General features: G+C 61.1%; 14 protein-coding genes and 2 tRNA genes. 14 read left to right on the top strand and 2 right to left on the bottom strand.

Annotated features, from left to right (window positions below; translation table 11 throughout):
- Positions 1-92 precede the first annotated feature (92 nt).
- Complete coding sequence (locus FHT93_RS30415; RefSeq protein ID WP_246781763.1) at positions 93-2,294, top strand: esterase-like activity of phytase family protein; 2,202 nt, start codon at positions 93-95, stop codon at positions 2,292-2,294.
- An 80-nt stretch (positions 2,295-2,374) separates the two neighbouring features.
- On the opposite strand, the gene FHT93_RS30410 is transcribed toward FHT93_RS30415, so the two are convergent.
- The gene (locus FHT93_RS30410) at positions 2,375-3,274 is read right to left on the bottom strand and encodes a LysR substrate-binding domain-containing protein (protein ID WP_113014041.1); all 900 of its coding nucleotides are present in this window, start codon (positions 3,272-3,274) and stop codon (positions 2,375-2,377) included.
- 104 nt (positions 3,275-3,378) lie between these two features.
- On the opposite strand from FHT93_RS30410, the gene FHT93_RS30405 reads away from it, so the two are divergent.
- A complete protein-coding gene (locus tag FHT93_RS30405) occupies positions 3,379-4,368 on the top strand; it encodes a zinc-dependent alcohol dehydrogenase family protein (protein WP_113014043.1) in 990 nt (329 codons plus the stop codon).
- Positions 4,369-4,439: 71 nt separating this feature from the next.
- Here the strand turns inward: FHT93_RS30405 and FHT93_RS30400 are convergent, their stop codons facing one another.
- Positions 4,440-5,426 carry an aldo/keto reductase gene (locus FHT93_RS30400; RefSeq protein ID WP_183850932.1) on the bottom strand — a complete coding sequence of 329 codons (987 nt, stop codon included), beginning with the start codon at positions 5,424-5,426 and terminating at the stop codon, positions 4,440-4,442.
- A gap of 149 nt (positions 5,427-5,575) precedes the next feature.
- Here FHT93_RS30400 and FHT93_RS30395 point away from each other — a divergent pair, with 149 nt between their 5' ends.
- From FHT93_RS30395 to nuoG, 12 genes are all read left to right on the top strand, one after another.
- Positions 5,576-5,977 (top strand): cupin domain-containing protein, encoded by a 402-nt coding sequence (locus tag FHT93_RS30395; protein ID WP_113014047.1) that lies wholly within the window; start codon positions 5,576-5,578, stop codon positions 5,975-5,977.
- A 358-nt stretch (positions 5,978-6,335) separates the two neighbouring features.
- Positions 6,336-6,412: transfer RNA gene (locus FHT93_RS30390), tRNA-Asp, on the top strand.
- Positions 6,413-6,483: 71 nt separating this feature from the next.
- Positions 6,484-6,560: transfer RNA gene (locus FHT93_RS30385), tRNA-Asp, on the top strand.
- Positions 6,561-6,808: 248 nt separating this feature from the next.
- A complete protein-coding gene (locus FHT93_RS30380) occupies positions 6,809-7,174 on the top strand; it encodes an NADH-quinone oxidoreductase subunit A (RefSeq protein WP_097611397.1) in 366 nt (121 codons plus the stop codon).
- On the top strand, positions 7,165-7,749 hold the full coding sequence (locus FHT93_RS30375) for an NADH-quinone oxidoreductase subunit B (RefSeq protein WP_112544560.1): 585 nt from the start codon (positions 7,165-7,167) through the stop codon (positions 7,747-7,749). The genes FHT93_RS30380 and FHT93_RS30375 overlap by 10 nt, the downstream gene beginning before the upstream one ends.
- A gap of 18 nt (positions 7,750-7,767) precedes the next feature.
- Positions 7,768-8,370, top strand: coding sequence for an NADH-quinone oxidoreductase subunit C (locus FHT93_RS30370; protein ID WP_112544558.1), 603 nt, complete (start codon positions 7,768-7,770; stop codon positions 8,368-8,370).
- Positions 8,371-8,436: 66 nt separating this feature from the next.
- On the top strand, positions 8,437-9,627 hold the full coding sequence (locus FHT93_RS30365) for an NADH-quinone oxidoreductase subunit D (protein ID WP_112544556.1): 1,191 nt from the start codon (positions 8,437-8,439) through the stop codon (positions 9,625-9,627).
- Positions 9,627-9,899: a hypothetical protein gene (locus tag FHT93_RS30360; RefSeq protein WP_112544554.1), complete on the top strand. Its 273-nt coding sequence runs from the start codon at positions 9,627-9,629 to the stop codon at positions 9,897-9,899. Before FHT93_RS30365 ends, FHT93_RS30360 begins: the two co-directional genes overlap by 1 nt.
- Before the next feature lie 16 nt (positions 9,900-9,915).
- The gene (locus FHT93_RS30355) at positions 9,916-11,061 is read left to right on the top strand and encodes an NADH-quinone oxidoreductase subunit E (protein WP_183850930.1); all 1,146 of its coding nucleotides are present in this window, start codon (positions 9,916-9,918) and stop codon (positions 11,059-11,061) included.
- A gap of 12 nt (positions 11,062-11,073) precedes the next feature.
- Complete coding sequence (gene nuoF, locus FHT93_RS30350) at positions 11,074-12,378, top strand: NADH-quinone oxidoreductase subunit NuoF (protein ID WP_183850929.1); 1,305 nt, start codon at positions 11,074-11,076, stop codon at positions 12,376-12,378.
- 4 nt (positions 12,379-12,382) lie between these two features.
- Entirely contained in the window at positions 12,383-13,039 is a 657-nt protein-coding gene (locus FHT93_RS30345; protein ID WP_113014051.1) for a 5' DNA nuclease, read from the top strand.
- Between the two features lie 225 nt (positions 13,040-13,264).
- A complete protein-coding gene (nuoG, locus tag FHT93_RS30340; protein ID WP_183850927.1) occupies positions 13,265-15,346 on the top strand; it encodes an NADH-quinone oxidoreductase subunit NuoG in 2,082 nt (693 codons plus the stop codon).
- Positions 15,347-15,356 lie beyond the last annotated feature (10 nt).

The raw sequence follows: 15,356 nt of genomic DNA, 5'->3' as shown, positions 1-15,356 counted from the left end.
AACTGTACAAAATGTCGCAGCCTGTCATGTCTCTGTCATGGCAGTCCCGCAAAAACCCTCTGTTCGATTTTTCGGCATTGGGGGATTTTTTAATGACATCGTCTTCGCGCAAGGCAGCGCTCGCTGCCGTGCTTCTTGCATCCGTTGCGGTCCCGGCAGCAGCGGAACCGGTTTTCAACCGCATCGCCTCTTTCCCGGTCGCAACAAATCTGCCGGCCGACAAGGACAAGCTTTCGGCCACCTCGGCCGAAATCATCACCGCTTCGCAGGATGGCAACACGCTGATCTACAGCGACAGCCCGCTCGGCGCGATCGGCTTCATCGACATCATCGATGCCAAGGCACCCAAGGCCGGTGGCGCGCTGATGATGGACGGTGAGCCGACCTCGGTTACGACGGCAGCCGGCAAGGCGCTCGTCGCCGTCAACACCGGCGAAAGCAAGCAGAAGCCGTCGGGCCGTCTGGCAATTGTCGATATCGCTTCGAAGAAGATCGACGCGACCTGTGACCTCGGCGGCCAGCCCGATTCGATCGCCCTCAACAAGGACAGGACGCTCGGGACAATCGCGATCGAAAACGAACGCGATGAAGAGGTCAACGACGGCAAGATCCCGCAGATGCCGGCAGGCGACCTCGTCGTCTTCCAGGTCAAGACCGACGGCACCGTCGATTGCGGCACGATCAAGCACGTTGCGCTCACCGGCCTCGCTGGTGTCGCCCCTGAAGATCCGGAACCTGAATTCGTTGCCTTCAACAGCCAGAACGAGATCGCACTGACGCTGCAGGAAAATAACGAGATCATTATCCTTGACGGTACGACCGGCACGGTGAAGACGCATTTCACCGCCGGCAGCGTCGACCTCACCGGCATCGACACCAAGCGCGACGGCGCCCTGAAATTCACCGGCGAGAAGAAGGGCGTCCCGCGTGAGCCCGACGCGGTCAAGTGGCTGGACGACAACCGTATCGTCGTTGCCAACGAAGGCGACTACGAAGGCGGCTCGCGCGGCTTCACCATCTTCGACAAGACCGGCAAGGTTCTCTTCGAATCCGGCGCCTCTTTCGAACGCGCCGTTGCCGCTCTCGGCCACTATCCGGAAAGCCGCTCTTCGTCGAAGGGCGTCGAGCCGGAAGGTCTTGAAGCGGCCAAGTTCGGTGATGACAACCTGTTCTTCCTTCTTGCCGAACGCGCTTCCGTCGTCGGTGTCTACAAGGACACGGGTGCCGATCCGGAACTGCTGCAGATCCTGCCGTCGGGCATTTCTCCGGAAGGCGCAATCGCCATTCCCCAGCGTAACCTGTTCGCTACTGCCAACGAGCTTGACCTCGGCAAGGACGGCGGTGCGCGTTCGCACGTCATGATCTACGAGCGCGGCGAAGGCGAGAAGGCCTATCCGCATATCGTCTCCGCAGAGAAGGACGGCAATCCGATCGGTTTTGCCGCGCTTTCGGGCCTCGCCGCCGTTCCGGGCAAGCCGGGCATGCTCTACGCCGTCAGCGACAGCGTCCTCGGTTCGCAGCCGACGATTTACACGATCGACGCCACCAAGAAGCCGGCCGTTATCACCGATGCCCTCATCGTCAAGCGTGACGGCGCTCCGGCCCAGAAACTCGACATCGAAGGCATCGCCGTTGCTGCCGATGGTTCTTTCTGGCTCGCTTCGGAAGGTTATACCGAGCGCCTGGTGCCGCACGCGCTCTATAACGTCACCGCCAAGGGCGACATCAAAGCCGAGATCGCCCTTCCGAAGGAACTGCTCGCCAACGAAATCCGCTATGGCTTCGAAGGTATCACGATCATCGGCACCGGCGATGACGCAACGCTGTGGATGGCCGTTCAGCGCGAATGGAACGATGACGAGAAGGGTTTTGTGAAGCTCGTTTCCTATAACCCGAAGAAGAAGGAATGGGGCGGCGTACGCTACCCGCTGGACAAGAGCGAGAGTGGCTGGGTCGGTCTTTCCGAAATCACGGCTCAGGGAGACAGCGTCTACATCATCGAGCGTGACAATCTCGTCGGTGACGCGGCCAAGCTGAAGAAGCTCTACAAGGTCGCAATCTCCGACCTGAAGCCGGGCAAGCTCGGCGGCGAACTGCCTGTCGTCAAGAAGACGGAAGCCCATGACTTCATCGGCGACCTGAAGTCGGCCACCAACGGCTACGTTCTCGACAAGCTGGAAGGTTTCGCCTTCGACGCGTCGGGCAAGGCCTATGCGGTGACCGACAATGACGGTGTCAGCGATTCTTCGGGCGAAACCCTGTTCTTCCCGGTCAACCTGTCCGCAACGAACTGAGTTCACATTCCGCGAAATGGAGAGGCCGGGCTTTGCCCGGCCTTTTTCCTTGGCCCGACAACGCTGACGGCGTGACCGGGTTAGGCCATGAATTTGGGCAGTGCGGCGGCCAATGCGTCGACCGCAAGACGGATCCTGAGCGGCAGGTGCGGCGTCTGCAGCCACAGCGCATGGCAGTCATAGAGAAATTCCGGCTGATCTGGCAGCAGCACTTCGAGCGTCCCGGCCTGCACGCGCTCGCGGATGAGCCAATAGGGTAGCCAGGCAAGCCCTATGCCGGCTGTCGCCGCATCTGCAATTGCATCGAGGTCATCGAGCCGCAATCGGCCGCTCGGCCGAACTTCTATTGGAGCCTGGTCTCCATCCGGGAAGAGCCATGGGCTGAAGCGCGCGGAGCGCGCGTAGATGATTGCATCGTGCTTGCCGATATCTTCGACCGTCTCCGGTCTGCCATGAGCATCGAGATAGCTCGCCGAGGCGCAGACCACCATGCGCTGGCGCGCGACCCGCCGCGCGATAATCCCTGACCTGTCAGCGAGTTCCCCGGTACGGATCGCGAGATCGTAGCCGTCATCGGCGAGATCGGTAATGGGGTCGCTGAGCGATAGATCGAGTTCGAGGCTCGGATACCGCCTTGCAAGCTCGAGCAGAACCGGAAGCACGCAATGCCGGCCGAAATGCGCGGGCATGGTGACGCGCAGCTTTCCGCACGGTTCGGAAAGATGGTCGAACGCGAGCGCATCCGCGGCTTCGGTCTCGGCAAGGATCACCCGGCAGCGCTCGTAATAGGCGCGTCCAAAATCCGTAAGGCTCTGGCGGCGCGTTGTCCGGGTGATAAGGCTGACTCCCAATCGCTCCTCAAGAAAGCGGATATGCTTGCCGACCATCGGACCGGAGAGGCCGAGTGCTGCTGCCGCTGCCGCAAACGAGCCCAGATCAACGGCCTTTACGAAGACGGTCATGCTGGTAAGGCGATCCATATTGCAAACTCGTAGTTTCTTCTGTCTTTCCCAGAGCCCAATTTATCTTCCCCAATCCAATTGGCATAGATCATTCAGTCCGATTGTTTTGGAGTTGATGGGAAATGGCACGCATAATCCGCTTTCATGAATTTGGTGGTCCTGATGTTCTCCGCATTGAGGATATGGATATTCCAGCCCCTGGACCGGGGCAGGTTCAGATCCGCGTCAAGGCTCTTGGGATCAACCGGGCTGAGGCCCTGCTGAGATCCGGTACCTATATCGAAACCGCGCCGCTGCCGTCGGGGCTTGGCCTCGAGGCGGCAGGCATCATCGAGGCGGTAGGGGAGGGCGTGGACGGCTTAGTGCCCGGCGACGCTGTCAGCATCATCCCGCCGATCTCGATGGTGCGCTCGCCGGCTTACGGTGAACTGGTCACATTTCCCGCCGCATCTGTCGTCAGGCACCCGCCGACACTTTCCTGCGAAGAGGCTGCCGCTCTCTGGATGCCGTATCTGACTGCTTACGGTGCCCTCATCGATATCGCCCGGCTATCAAGGGGGGAGTTCGTCGCTATTACCGCGGCATCGAGCAGCGTAGGTCTTGCCGCAATCCAGATCGCCAACGTGGTCGGCGCCACGCCGATTGCGATTACGAGAACCGCTTCAAAGCGTCGGGCATTGGAGGAGGCCGGTGCCGCGCATGTGATCGCCTCGCAGGAGGAGGAATTGCAAGCGCGGCTAAGGGAGATCGCCGGAGAAGGAGGTGTTCGGGTCGTCCTCGACGCCGTGGCCGGACCTATCTTCGAGCCGTTGACGGCGGCGATGTCCTCGGGCGGCATTCTTATCGAATATGGTGGACTAAGCCCGCAGCCAACACCGTTTCCTTTGCCTGCCGTGCTCGGCAAATGCCTGCTGCTGCGCGGCTATCTCGTCCATGAGATCATTCGCGATCCGATACGGCTTCAGGCCGCAAAGACCTTTATTTTCGATGGGCTCGCGTCCGGCGCGCTGAAGCCTCTCATAGCAAAGACGTTCCCCTTCGAGCAGATCGTCGAAGCGCATCGGTTCCTGGAAACGAATGAGCAGTTCGGCAAGATCGTCGTGACGGTCTGATGCGGTCCTGCTGGGAACATGTCTCAATCCCGGCCTGCAAGTTGCTGGCCGGGATTGATGGTCTGCAGGGCCTACCAGCGCTGATGCACATGCGGAGCGATCAGCCGCCCGTAAATCTCCCGGGTCGCGGCCATGACATCAGCCGACAACGGCGCCAGATCGGCGGCGGCAGCGTTCGCCCTGGCCTGCTCGGCATTGCGCGCGCCGGGAATGACGACGGTGACAGCCTCTGTCATCAGGATCCAGCGCAGCGCAAAGGCTGCCATGCCGGCGCCTGCTGGAACGAGCTTGCGCACTTCTTCGACCGCCTGCAGGCCGACCTCGAAGGGCACGCCCGCAAAGGTTTCGCCGACATCGAAGGCCTCGCCGTTGCGGTTGAAGTTGCGGTGATCGTCGCTGGCGAACTTGGTGTCGCGGGTGATCTTGCCGGAGAGGAGGCCGCTTGCGAGCGGCACACGGGCGATGATTGCCACGTTCTTGCGGCGGGCCTCACCGAAGAACAGGTGGTCGGGACGCTGGCGGAAGATATTGTAGATGATCTGGATGCTGACGACGCCAGGATATTCGATCGCCTTCAAAGCTTCCTCGACCTTTTCGACGCTGACGCCATAGCCCTTGATCTTGCCTGCCTTCTGCAGGTCGTCGAGGGCCGCGAAAACCTCGGGGCGATAGAGCACTTCCGTCGGAGGGCAGTGGAGCTGCACGAGGTCGAGGCTGTCCACCTGCAGATTCTTCAGGCTGCGGTCGATGAAGCCTTCGAGATTGGCCTTGGTGTAGCCCTCAGCGACATGCGGGTTGAGACGGCGGCCGGCCTTGGTCGCAACCATCGGGCGCTCGCCGCCACGCGCCTTCAGCACGTCGGCGATGATCTTCTCGGAGCGGCCATCACCGTAGACGTCAGCGGTATCGATGAATGTCATGCCGGCATCGAGTGCGGTATTCAGCGCAGCGCGGCCGTCCGCTTCGCTGACATCGCCCCAGGAACCGCCGATCTGCCAGGCGCCGAAGCCGACATCGGTAACGGTGAAGGGCAGGCGGCCGAAAGCATGATGTTTCATGAAAAATCCTCCGTTCGTGATGAAAGGCCCTCGCAGTAGCAGCTGCCGGATAGAGCGGCAATCGCCGATACCGCTTGGATCGCCTGCTGCGATGAAATACCCTTGCCCACGACGGCTTCAACTGCGCACGACGGAAGAACGGAAAGAACATGGATATCAAGACCGCGGGCGCACGCCCCTCCACCAAAGGCCGGGCCGACTATTTTACCGGTTCCGTACGGCTGGATCCGCTTGTCGATGCGCCGGATCCCGCCCGCGTGCAGGCAACGCACGTGACCTTCGAACCCGGCGCGCGCACGACCTGGCACACGCATCCCTTAGGGCAGACGCTGATCGTTACGTCAGGCAGGGGGCTTGCGCAGACCTGGGGTGGAGACATCAGGGAAATCCGTGCCGGCGATGTGGTCTGGTTCGCGCCGGGCGAGAAGCACTGGCATGGGGCCAGTGCGGAGACTGGCATGAGCCATATTGCCATCCAGGAAGCGTTGAACGGCAGCGTGGCAGACTGGCTGGAGCAGGTCAGTGACGAGCAGTATGCTGGCAAGGCCTGAGGGTAGTGGTGGCCGTGCAGCATGATTCGGAGACTGGGCGGGTGCCGTCGCCTGTGACCGGCAACAGCTCACGACACGCCTAGGCTTCTCAGCCTGTGGAAAAGTTCCTCGACAGGCGTAAGTGGTCGCGAAGGCGATGCAATGGCCTGCAGGCGGGGCAGGGAGCGCCCGCGTCACGAACGCGAATTTGCCGGTTCTGCGGGAGATTGGCGAAGCGGTTCCGAAACAATTTCAGCACTGTCATGGTTTTGTCTCCAAACCTGCTTGACACTAAAAGGCGAACCCCTTAGTTAGCCGCTCATCCCAACGGCCAGCCCGTTCGGAGAGGGTGCTCAGGCACCGGATTGCTTGAAAGAATGCGGGTGTAGCTCAGTCGGTTAGAGTGCCGGCCTGTCACGCCGGAGGTCGCGGGTTCGAGCCCCGTCACTCGCGCCATTTCAAGCAGGCGTCAAATTGACGCTATCTGTCCGGTTCGTGATATCCTCACGGTCCGAAAGGTCCAATGCGCGGGTGTAGCTCAGTCGGTTAGAGTGCCGGCCTGTCACGCCGGAGGTCGCGGGTTCGAGCCCCGTCACTCGCGCCATTTATCTTCAAAAAGCCATGCAGTTTCCGAGGGTCAGCCATGCGGCCTTCCGCGACATTTGCGGATTTGTCGCGACATCGTTGCATCTGCTTGATAATGTCCGTCTCACGCTGTTCGAATAGCTTCTGTAAAAGTCTTGCGCCGGGGCTCCGGCTGCGCTAACCACGGCTTGTTGCAACGCACGTTCGCTTGCCGGGCATTTGCCCAGTTGCGCCGCCCGGCGCCGCCCGCAAGCAGGGATGAACATGATGACTGAACTGCTCAGTTCCTATATTCCGATCGCTATTTTCATCGGTATCGCGCTCGTTATCGGCCTGGCGCTGCTCATTGCGCCGTTTGCCGTTGCATTCAAGGCGCCCGATTCGGAAAAGCTTTCGGCCTACGAATGCGGCTTCAACGCATTCGATGACGCTCGCATGAAGTTCGACATCCGCTTCTACCTCGTGTCGATTCTCTTCATCATCTTCGATCTTGAAGTCGCCTTCCTCTTCCCGTGGGCCGTTTCCTTCGGTGCCATCGGCTGGTTCGGCTTCTGGTCCATGATGGTCTTCCTCTTCGTGCTGACCATTGGCTTTATCTATGAATGGAAGAAGGGAGCCCTGGAATGGGAGTAGCCCCCGCTGGCAATCAGACGCTCGTAGCGCCGCAGCCGAAGGGGATCATCGATCCCTCGACCGGCAAGCCGATCGGCAGCAACGACGCGTTTTTTGGCGAGATCAACAATGAGCTCGCCGACAAGGGTTTCCTCGTCACGTCGACCGACGAGCTGATCAACTGGGCTCGTACCGGCTCGCTGATGTGGATGACCTTCGGTCTCGCCTGCTGCGCCGTCGAGATGATGCAGCTCTCCATGCCGCGTTACGACGTCGAGCGCTTCGGCTTTGCACCGCGTGCTTCGCCGCGCCAGTCGGACGTCATGATCGTTGCCGGCACGCTGACCAACAAGATGGCGCCTGCGCTTCGCAAGGTCTATGACCAGATGCCTGAGCCGCGCTACGTCATCTCGATGGGCTCCTGCGCCAACGGCGGCGGCTACTATCACTATTCCTATTCGGTTGTTCGTGGTTGCGACCGCGTCGTGCCGATCGACATCTATGTGCCGGGCTGTCCCCCCACAGCCGAAGCGCTGCTTTACGGCGTGCTTCTGCTGCAGAAGAAGATCCGCCGCACCGGCACGATCGAACGCTAAGGGCAAGGACAGGACATTATGAGCGAAGCCCTCACTGAGCTTTCGTCGTACCTTTCGGAAGCGCGCGGCAACCTGATTGCCGCCTCGCAGCTCAAGTATGGTGAGCTGACGCTGACGACGACCGGCGACAATCTGATTCCGCTGCTGACCTTCCTGCGCGACGATGCCAAGTGCGGCTTCGTCAACCTGACGGACATCTGCGGTGTGGACTGGCCGCAGCGCGAACTGCGCTTCGATGTCGTCTATCATATTCTGTCGCCGAAGAAGAACCTGCGCATCCGCGTGAAGGTGGCAACAGACGAAGATACGCCGGTTCCGTCCGCCTGCGCCGTCTATCCGGGCGCCGACTGGTTCGAGCGCGAGACCTGGGACATGTACGGCGTGCTCTTCACCGGCCATCCGGACCTGCGCCGTATCCTGACCGATTACGGTTTCGAAGGCCATCCGCTGCGCAAGGACTTCCCGACGACAGGTTTCGTCGAAGTTCGCTACGACGATGCGGCAAAGCGCGTCGTTTACGAGCCGGTGGAACTGAAGCAGGAGTTCCGAAACTTTGACTTTCTGTCGCCCTGGGAAGGCACCGAATACGTGCTGCCCGGCGATGAAAAAGCGAAGCAATAATTCAAGGCGGCTGGTGGGCCTGTTCCCGCCATTCACCAACTATCTGAGAACGCGAGCCTGATCGCCATGACAGAACATAATGTCCGCAACTTCAACATCAATTTCGGACCGCAGCATCCGGCGGCGCACGGCGTGCTTCGTCTTGTCCTGGAGCTTGACGGCGAAATTGTGGAGCGCGTCGACCCGCATATCGGTCTTCTCCATCGCGGCACCGAAAAGCTGATCGAAACCAAGACCTACCTGCAGGCCGTTCCCTACTTTGATCGCCTCGATTACGTGGCGCCGATGAACCAGGAACATGCCTATGCACTGGCGGTCGAAAGGCTGCTCGGCATCGAGATCCCGATTCGCGGCCAGCTCATCCGCGTCCTCTACTCGGAAATCGGCCGTATCCTGTCGCATCTCCTGAACGTTACGACTCAGGCCATGGACGTCGGTGCGCTGACGCCGCCGCTCTGGGGTTTCGAAGAGCGCGAAAAGCTGATGGTGTTCTATGAGCGCGCCAGCGGCTCCCGTATGCATGCCGCTTATTTCCGTCCGGGCGGCGTTCACCAGGACCTGCCGGAACAGCTCGTGCAGGATATCGGCAAGTGGTGCGACGAGTTCCCGGGCAAGCTCGACGATATCGACGATCTTCTCACCGGCAACCGCATCTTCAAGCAGCGTAACGTCGATATCGGCGTCGTCTCGCTGGAAGATTGCTGGGCCTGGGGCTTCTCGGGCGTCATGGTGCGCGGTTCGGGCGCTGCCTGGGATCTGCGTCGTGCGCAGCCCTACGAATGCTATTCGGATCTCGAATTCGACATCCCGGTCGGCAAGAACGGCGACAACTACGATCGTTACCTGATCCGCATGATCGAGATGCGCGAATCGGTGAAGATCATGAAGCAGTGCGTCAATCGCCTGCTCGGTGATGCCAAGGCGGGACCCTTCTCCTCGATCGACGGCAAGGTCGTTCCGCCGAAGCGCGGCGAAATGAAGCGTTCGATGGAAGCGCTCATCCACCACTTCAAGCTCTATACCGAAGGCTATCACGTGCCGGCCGGCGAGGTTTACGCTGCCGTCGAAGCGCCGAAGGGCGAATTCGGCGTCTATCTCGTCTCCGACGGCACCAACAAGCCCTATCGCTGCAAGATCCGCGCCCCGGGTTATGCGCATCTGCAGGCGATGGACTTCATGTGCCGTGGCCACCAGCTTGCCGACGTCGCGGCTGTTCTCGGCTCGCTCGACATCGTGTTCGGTGAGGTAGACCGCTAATGCAGGCTCTGCCGCTCGCAGCAGCATTTCTTCTTTCGGCCTCCGCTGCCTTTGCGCAGGATGCCGGAAAGCTCGGCACACCGCTGGGCCATGAGGAGGCGCAGTCGCCGGCAGAGCAGTCGTCCATGGGCGAGCTTTTGTCCAAGGGCTATCAAATCAAGGCCGCCGTGCCGAACGGCGGCAAGTTCGTGGTATTTATGCAAAAAGACCAGTCGGCCTACGCCTGTGAAATGCAGTCTTTGACTGCTTCGCGGTGTGGAACGCTAAACTGACAAGGCGTGAGGAAGAATGTCCGTTCGTCGATTAGCCGAAGATCAATTCCAGCCGTCCGCATTCGCTTTCAGCGATGACAATGCGGTCTGGGCGGAAAAGACGATTCAGAAATATCCCGCAGGCCGTCAGCAGTCCGCGGTCATTCCCCTGTTGATGCGGGCACAGGAACAGGATGGTTGGGTCACCCGCCCGGCGATCGAAAAGATCGCCGACATGCTGGACATGGCCTATATCCGTGTTCTCGAAGTCGCGACCTTCTACACCCAGTTCCAGCTTCATCCGGTCGGCACGCGTGCTCACGTGCAGGTCTGTGGCACGACGCCCTGCATGCTGCGCGGCTCGGAAAAGCTGATGGGCGTCTGCCGCAGCAAGATCCACCAGCACCCGTTCGAGCGCAATGCTGAAGGCACGCTCTCGTGGGAAGAGGTCGAATGTCTCGGGGCCTGCGTCAACGCACCGATGGTGATGATCGGCAAGGATACCTATGAGGACCTGACGCCCGAGCGCCTCGAAGAGATCATTGATACGTTCGCGGCCGGCAATGGCGCGAGCGTCAAGGTTGGCCCGCAGATCGACCGTCACCTGTCCTCGCCCGAAGGTGGCCCGACGACCCTGCTGAGTGATGGTACCGTCACCCGCACCTGGGTTGACAAGGCCGCAACGACCGCACCGGCAGATGGCGCCACCGTTCCGCCCTCCGAGGCTGCGCGTCCGAAGAGCACCGATGCCGAGACCAATGCGGCGCTGAAGACGCCGGCAACGGCACCGAAGGCATCCGCCAAGAATGCCAAGGCTGCCGAAGTTCAGCCGCTTTCCGGCACAGCCGCTTCCGAGCCGGCGCTGAAACCTGCTGCTGAAGCTGTTGTAAAGCCTTCGCTGACCGACAAGAATCGTCCGGCCGGCATCGAAAAGCCGGCAGCGCCGGACGATCTCAAGATGATCTCGGGCGTCGGTCCGAAGATCGAGGCAACGTTGCATGAAATCGGCATCTTCACCTTCGCGCAGATCGCGGGCTGGAAGAAAGCAGAACGTGAATGGGTCGATGGTTTCCTGAATTTCCGCGGCCGCATCGAGCGTGACGACTGGGTCAAGCAGGCCAAGGCGCTCGCCAAGGGCGGTGAAGCGGAATATATCAAGGTCTTCGGCAAGAAGCCGCGGTAAGAGGTGTGAGACATGTTAGAAGATAAAGACCGCATCTTTACCAACATCTACGGCCTCAAGGACAAATCCCTGAAAGGCGCGATGAGCCGCGGCCATTGGGATGGCACCAAGCAGATCCTCGAAAAGGGCCGCGACTGGATCATCGAGGAGATGAAGGCTTCCGGCCTTCGCGGCCGTGGTGGCGCAGGCTTCCCGACCGGACTCAAGTGGTCCTTCATGCCGAAGCAGAGCGACGGCCGTCCGCATTACCTCGTCGTCAATGCCGACGAATCGGAGCCCGGCACCTGCAAGGACCGCGATATCATGCGCAACGATCCGCATACGCTGATCGAAGGCTGTGTGGTCGCGAGCTTCGCCATGGGCGCCAATGCCGCCTATATCTATGTTCGCGGCGAATATATCCGCGAGCGCGAAGCCCTGCAGGCGGCAATCGACGAATGCTACGATGCCGGCCTTCTCGGCAAGAACAACAAGCTCGGCTGGGACATGGACATCTATGTCCATCATGGCGCTGGTGCTTATATCTGCGGTGAGGAAACCGCGCTGCTCGAAAGCCTTGAAGGCAAGAAGGGCCAGCCGCGTCTTAAGCCGCCATTCCCGGCAAACATGGGTCTCTACGGCTGCCCGACGACGGTCAACAACGTCGAATCGATCGCCGTCGCCCCGACCATCCTGCGCCGTGGTGCCGGCTGGTTCTCGGCGATCGGCCGTCCCAACAATGTCGGCACCAAGCTCTTCATGCTCTCCGGTCACGTCAACAAGCCGTGCACCGTCGAGGAGAGCATGGGCATCACCTTCCGCGAACTGGTCGACAAGCATGCCGGCGGCATCCGCGGCGGCTGGGACAACCTGCTTGCCGTCATCCCGGGCGGCGCTTCGTGCCCGATCGTTCCGGCCAAGGACATTATCGACTGCCCGATGGACTTCGACGGCCTGCGCGCCGTCGGTTCCTCCTTCGGTACGGCCGCCTCGATCGTCATGGACAAGTCCACCGACGTCATCAAGGCGATCGCCCGTATCTCGGCCTTCTTCAAGCATGAGAGCTGCGGCCAGTGCACGCCGTGCCGCGAAGGCACGGGCTGGATGTGGCGCGTGATGGAGCGCATGGCGCGTGGCAACGCCCAGAAGCGCGAAATCGACATGCTGTTCCAGGTCACCAAGCAGATCGAAGGCCACACCATCTGCGCGCTCGGCGACGCCGCCGCATGGCCGGTGCAGGGTCTGATCCGTAACTTCCGTCCGGAAATCGAAGCCCGCATCGACCAGTATACGTCCAATGCTCTCGATCACGGTGCGGTTCTGGAGGCGGCTGAGTAAACGCATGACATCAGAGGCATCCGACGGCAAGATGAATGAAGGGGCAGCCGATTTTGCGGCTGACTTCGGCCGTCTTGCTGCCGGCATGCTGGAAAATGCGCGTGCTTTCCCCGTTCATCCGTTGATGGCGCATCCGGCTGCCGCATTTGCCGCTGCCACGGCGATCGGCTTCGGTATTTCCACGCAGATGGCCGGCGTTTTCTTCGGTGCGCTGAAGGGCGCGCTTGAGACGGCGAACCTCGCGGCCGCAGCGCTCGATGAAACGCCGCCGGACGAAGAAACACCCGAGATGGATATCCGTCCGGAAAATATTCGCCCGGCAGAAACGGCTGCACCGGTTCGCAAGGCTGCAAAGCCGAAGCTGACGGTGGTTTCCAGCAAGGCCCCGGCAACGGAAGCGGCGAAGCCGACGGTTGCCAAGGCGAAGCCCGCCGCAAGGTCCAGGAAGGCTGACGATCTGAAACTGATCGCCGGGATCGGCCCGAAACTGGAGCAGGTGCTGAACAAGAGAGGCATCCGCACCTTTGCCGATGTCGCGGCATGGAACGATCAGGACGTTGCGAGCCTGGACGCCGAACTCGGCGTCGACGGCCGTATCCTGCGTGACGACTGGGTTGGCCAGGCCAAGGTGCTGGCGACACGGGGCCGCAGGAAGAAGTAGGTTTCCGGCCCCGGGCAATGGCCGGCGGAATGGCATATCGATCGGCGGGGCAGGGGCCTCGGGTCGCATTGCCGATGGCGGGTTTCGGGTCTCGGAGCCGGCGAAAAGAGAATTTGGGCAATACCAGCGCCAGGACGGACGAAATGTCTGCCTTGGCAATATGGATGTTGCAAAAATAGGTTTGTTTGCCGGTATCCGGCGAATGGGAAACAGGACTGAGTGACGATGGCAAAACTGAAGATTGACGGCAACGAGATCGAAGTTCCGGATCATTACACGCTGATTCAGGCGTGCGAAGAAGCCGGCGCTGAAGTTCCGCGCTTCTGCTTCCATGAGCGTCTGTCGGTTGCCGGCAATTGCCGCATGTGCCTCGTCGAGGTCAAGGGCGGTCCGCCGAAGCCGCAGGCTTCCTGCGCCATGGGCGTGCGCGATATCCGCGGCGGCCCGAACGGCGAACTGCCTGAAGTCTTCACCAACACGCCGATGGTCAAGAAGGCCCGTGAAGGTGTGATGGAATTCCTGCTGATCAATCATCCACTCGATTGCCCGATCTGCGACCAGGGCGGCGAATGTGACCTGCAGGACCAGGCCATGGCCTTCGGTATCGACACCTCGCGCTATCAGGAAGACAAGCGCGCCGTCGAAGACAAGTACATTGGCCCGCTCGTCAAGACGGTCATGAACCGCTGCATTCACTGCACGCGTTGCGTCCGCTTCACGACGGAAGTGGCCGGCATTTCCGAGCTTGGCCTGATCGGCCGCGGCGAGGACGCCGAGATCACCACCTATCTCGAGCAGGCCATGACCTCCGAGCTGCAGGGCAACGTCGTTGATCTTTGCCCGGTCGGCGCTCTGACCTCCAAGCCCTTCGCCTTCACGGCCCGTCCGTGGGAACTGAACAAGACCGAATCGATCGACGTCATGGACGCCGTTGGCTCGGCGATCCGCGTTGATACCCGCGGCCGCGAAGTAATGCGCATCCTGCCGCGAATCAATGAGGCGGTGAATGAAGAGTGGATCTCCGACAAGACCCGTCATGTCTGGGACGGCCTGAAGACGCAGCGCCTCGACCGGCCCTACGTCCGCAAGGACGGTCGCCTGCAGCCGGCGAGCTGGGGCGAAGCCTTCGGCGCCATCAAGTCGGCCGTTTCGGCAACCTCCGGCGACAAGATCGGCGCGATTGCCGGCGATCTCGCCTCGGTCGAAGAAATGTATGCGCTCTCCGAACTGGTAAAGTCGCTGGGTTCCGAGAACCTCGACTGTCGCCAGGATGGGGCGGCACTTGATCCGTCGCTCGGCCGCGCAAGCTACCTTTTCAACCCGACCATCGCGGGCATCGAACAGGCTGACGCGCTGCTTATCATCGGCGCCAATCCGCGCTTCGAAGCGGCTATCCTCAACGCCCGCATCCGCAAGCGTTACCGTCGCGGCGGTTTCCCGATCGGCGCGATCGGTGAGGGCGGCGAGATGCGTTACAAGTATGATTATCTCGGCGCGGGCCCCGATACGCTGAAGGACATTCTCGACGGCGGCCACGCCTTCGCCGAAGTCCTCTCCAAGGCTTCCAAGCCGATGATTATCATCGGCCAGGGTGCGCTGACCCGCACGGATGGTGCTGGCGTTCTCGCAACCGCCGCCAAGCTCGCTGTCAATGTCGGCGCAATCGCCGAAGGCTGGAACGGCTTTGCCGTGCTGCACACCGCAGCATCGCGCGTCGGCGGCCTCGATCTCGGCTTCGTGCCGGGTGCCAAGGGCGTCAATGCCGCCGAGATGCTGAAGACCATGGACGTGCTCTTCCTGCTCGGCGCCGACGAATTTGATGTCTCGGCGAAGGCTGCGAAGTTCACCGTCTATATCGGCTCGCATGGCGACAACGGTGCGCATGGCGCCGACGTCATCCTGCCGGCCGCCGCCTATACAGAAAAGTCCGGCACCTGGGTCAACACCGAAGGCCGCGTCCAGATGGGCAACCGCGCCGGTTTCGCACCGGGCGACGCCCGCGAAGACTGGGCGATCATTCGTGCCCTTTCCGACATGCTCGGCAAGAAGCTTCCGTTTGATTCTCTCAGCGAATTGCGCAGCAAGCTCTATGCGGCATTCCCGCATTTTGCGGCCATCGACGAGATCGCCGAAGGCGATAGCGCCCAAATTGCCGCACTGGCGAAAAAAGCCGGTAAGATGAACAAATCCGGGTTTGCGTCGCCGGTCAAAGACTTCTATTTGACGAACCCGATAGCGCGCGCCTCGGCTGTCATGGCCGAGTGCTCGGCGTTGGCCCGCAACAATTTCAAAGTCGCGGCAGAGTAAGGGCAGGAAC

The organism is Rhizobium sp. BK379 (assembly GCF_014193955.1).
In the GTDB taxonomy this organism is placed as follows: domain Bacteria; phylum Pseudomonadota; class Alphaproteobacteria; order Rhizobiales; family Rhizobiaceae; genus Rhizobium.
Note: the sequence above shows the minus strand (reverse complement) of the source record. Positions and strands in the feature narration are given on the sequence as shown.

What these genes read in the sequence shown, in the direction of transcription:
- FHT93_RS30415 (WP_246781763.1), top strand. Translation starts at nt 93, where the DNA reads ATGACATCGTCTTCGCGCAAGGCAGCGCTCGCTGCCGTGCTTCTTGCA.
- FHT93_RS30410 (WP_113014041.1), bottom strand. Translation starts at nt 3,274, where the DNA reads ATGGATCGCCTTACCAGCATGACCGTCTTCGTAAAGGCCGTTGATCTG.
- FHT93_RS30405 (WP_113014043.1), top strand. Translation starts at nt 3,379, where the DNA reads ATGGCACGCATAATCCGCTTTCATGAATTTGGTGGTCCTGATGTTCTC.
- FHT93_RS30400 (WP_183850932.1), bottom strand. Translation starts at nt 5,426, where the DNA reads ATGAAACATCATGCTTTCGGCCGCCTGCCCTTCACCGTTACCGATGTC.
- FHT93_RS30395 (WP_113014047.1), top strand. Translation starts at nt 5,576, where the DNA reads ATGGATATCAAGACCGCGGGCGCACGCCCCTCCACCAAAGGCCGGGCC.
- FHT93_RS30380 (WP_097611397.1), top strand. Translation starts at nt 6,809, where the DNA reads ATGACTGAACTGCTCAGTTCCTATATTCCGATCGCTATTTTCATCGGT.
- FHT93_RS30375 (WP_112544560.1), top strand. Translation starts at nt 7,165, where the DNA reads ATGGGAGTAGCCCCCGCTGGCAATCAGACGCTCGTAGCGCCGCAGCCG.
- FHT93_RS30370 (WP_112544558.1), top strand. Translation starts at nt 7,768, where the DNA reads ATGAGCGAAGCCCTCACTGAGCTTTCGTCGTACCTTTCGGAAGCGCGC.
- FHT93_RS30365 (WP_112544556.1), top strand. Translation starts at nt 8,437, where the DNA reads ATGACAGAACATAATGTCCGCAACTTCAACATCAATTTCGGACCGCAG.
- FHT93_RS30360 (WP_112544554.1), top strand. Translation starts at nt 9,627, where the DNA reads ATGCAGGCTCTGCCGCTCGCAGCAGCATTTCTTCTTTCGGCCTCCGCT.
- FHT93_RS30355 (WP_183850930.1), top strand. Translation starts at nt 9,916, where the DNA reads ATGTCCGTTCGTCGATTAGCCGAAGATCAATTCCAGCCGTCCGCATTC.
- nuoF (WP_183850929.1), top strand. Translation starts at nt 11,074, where the DNA reads ATGTTAGAAGATAAAGACCGCATCTTTACCAACATCTACGGCCTCAAG.
- FHT93_RS30345 (WP_113014051.1), top strand. Translation starts at nt 12,383, where the DNA reads ATGACATCAGAGGCATCCGACGGCAAGATGAATGAAGGGGCAGCCGAT.
- nuoG (WP_183850927.1), top strand. Translation starts at nt 13,265, where the DNA reads ATGGCAAAACTGAAGATTGACGGCAACGAGATCGAAGTTCCGGATCAT.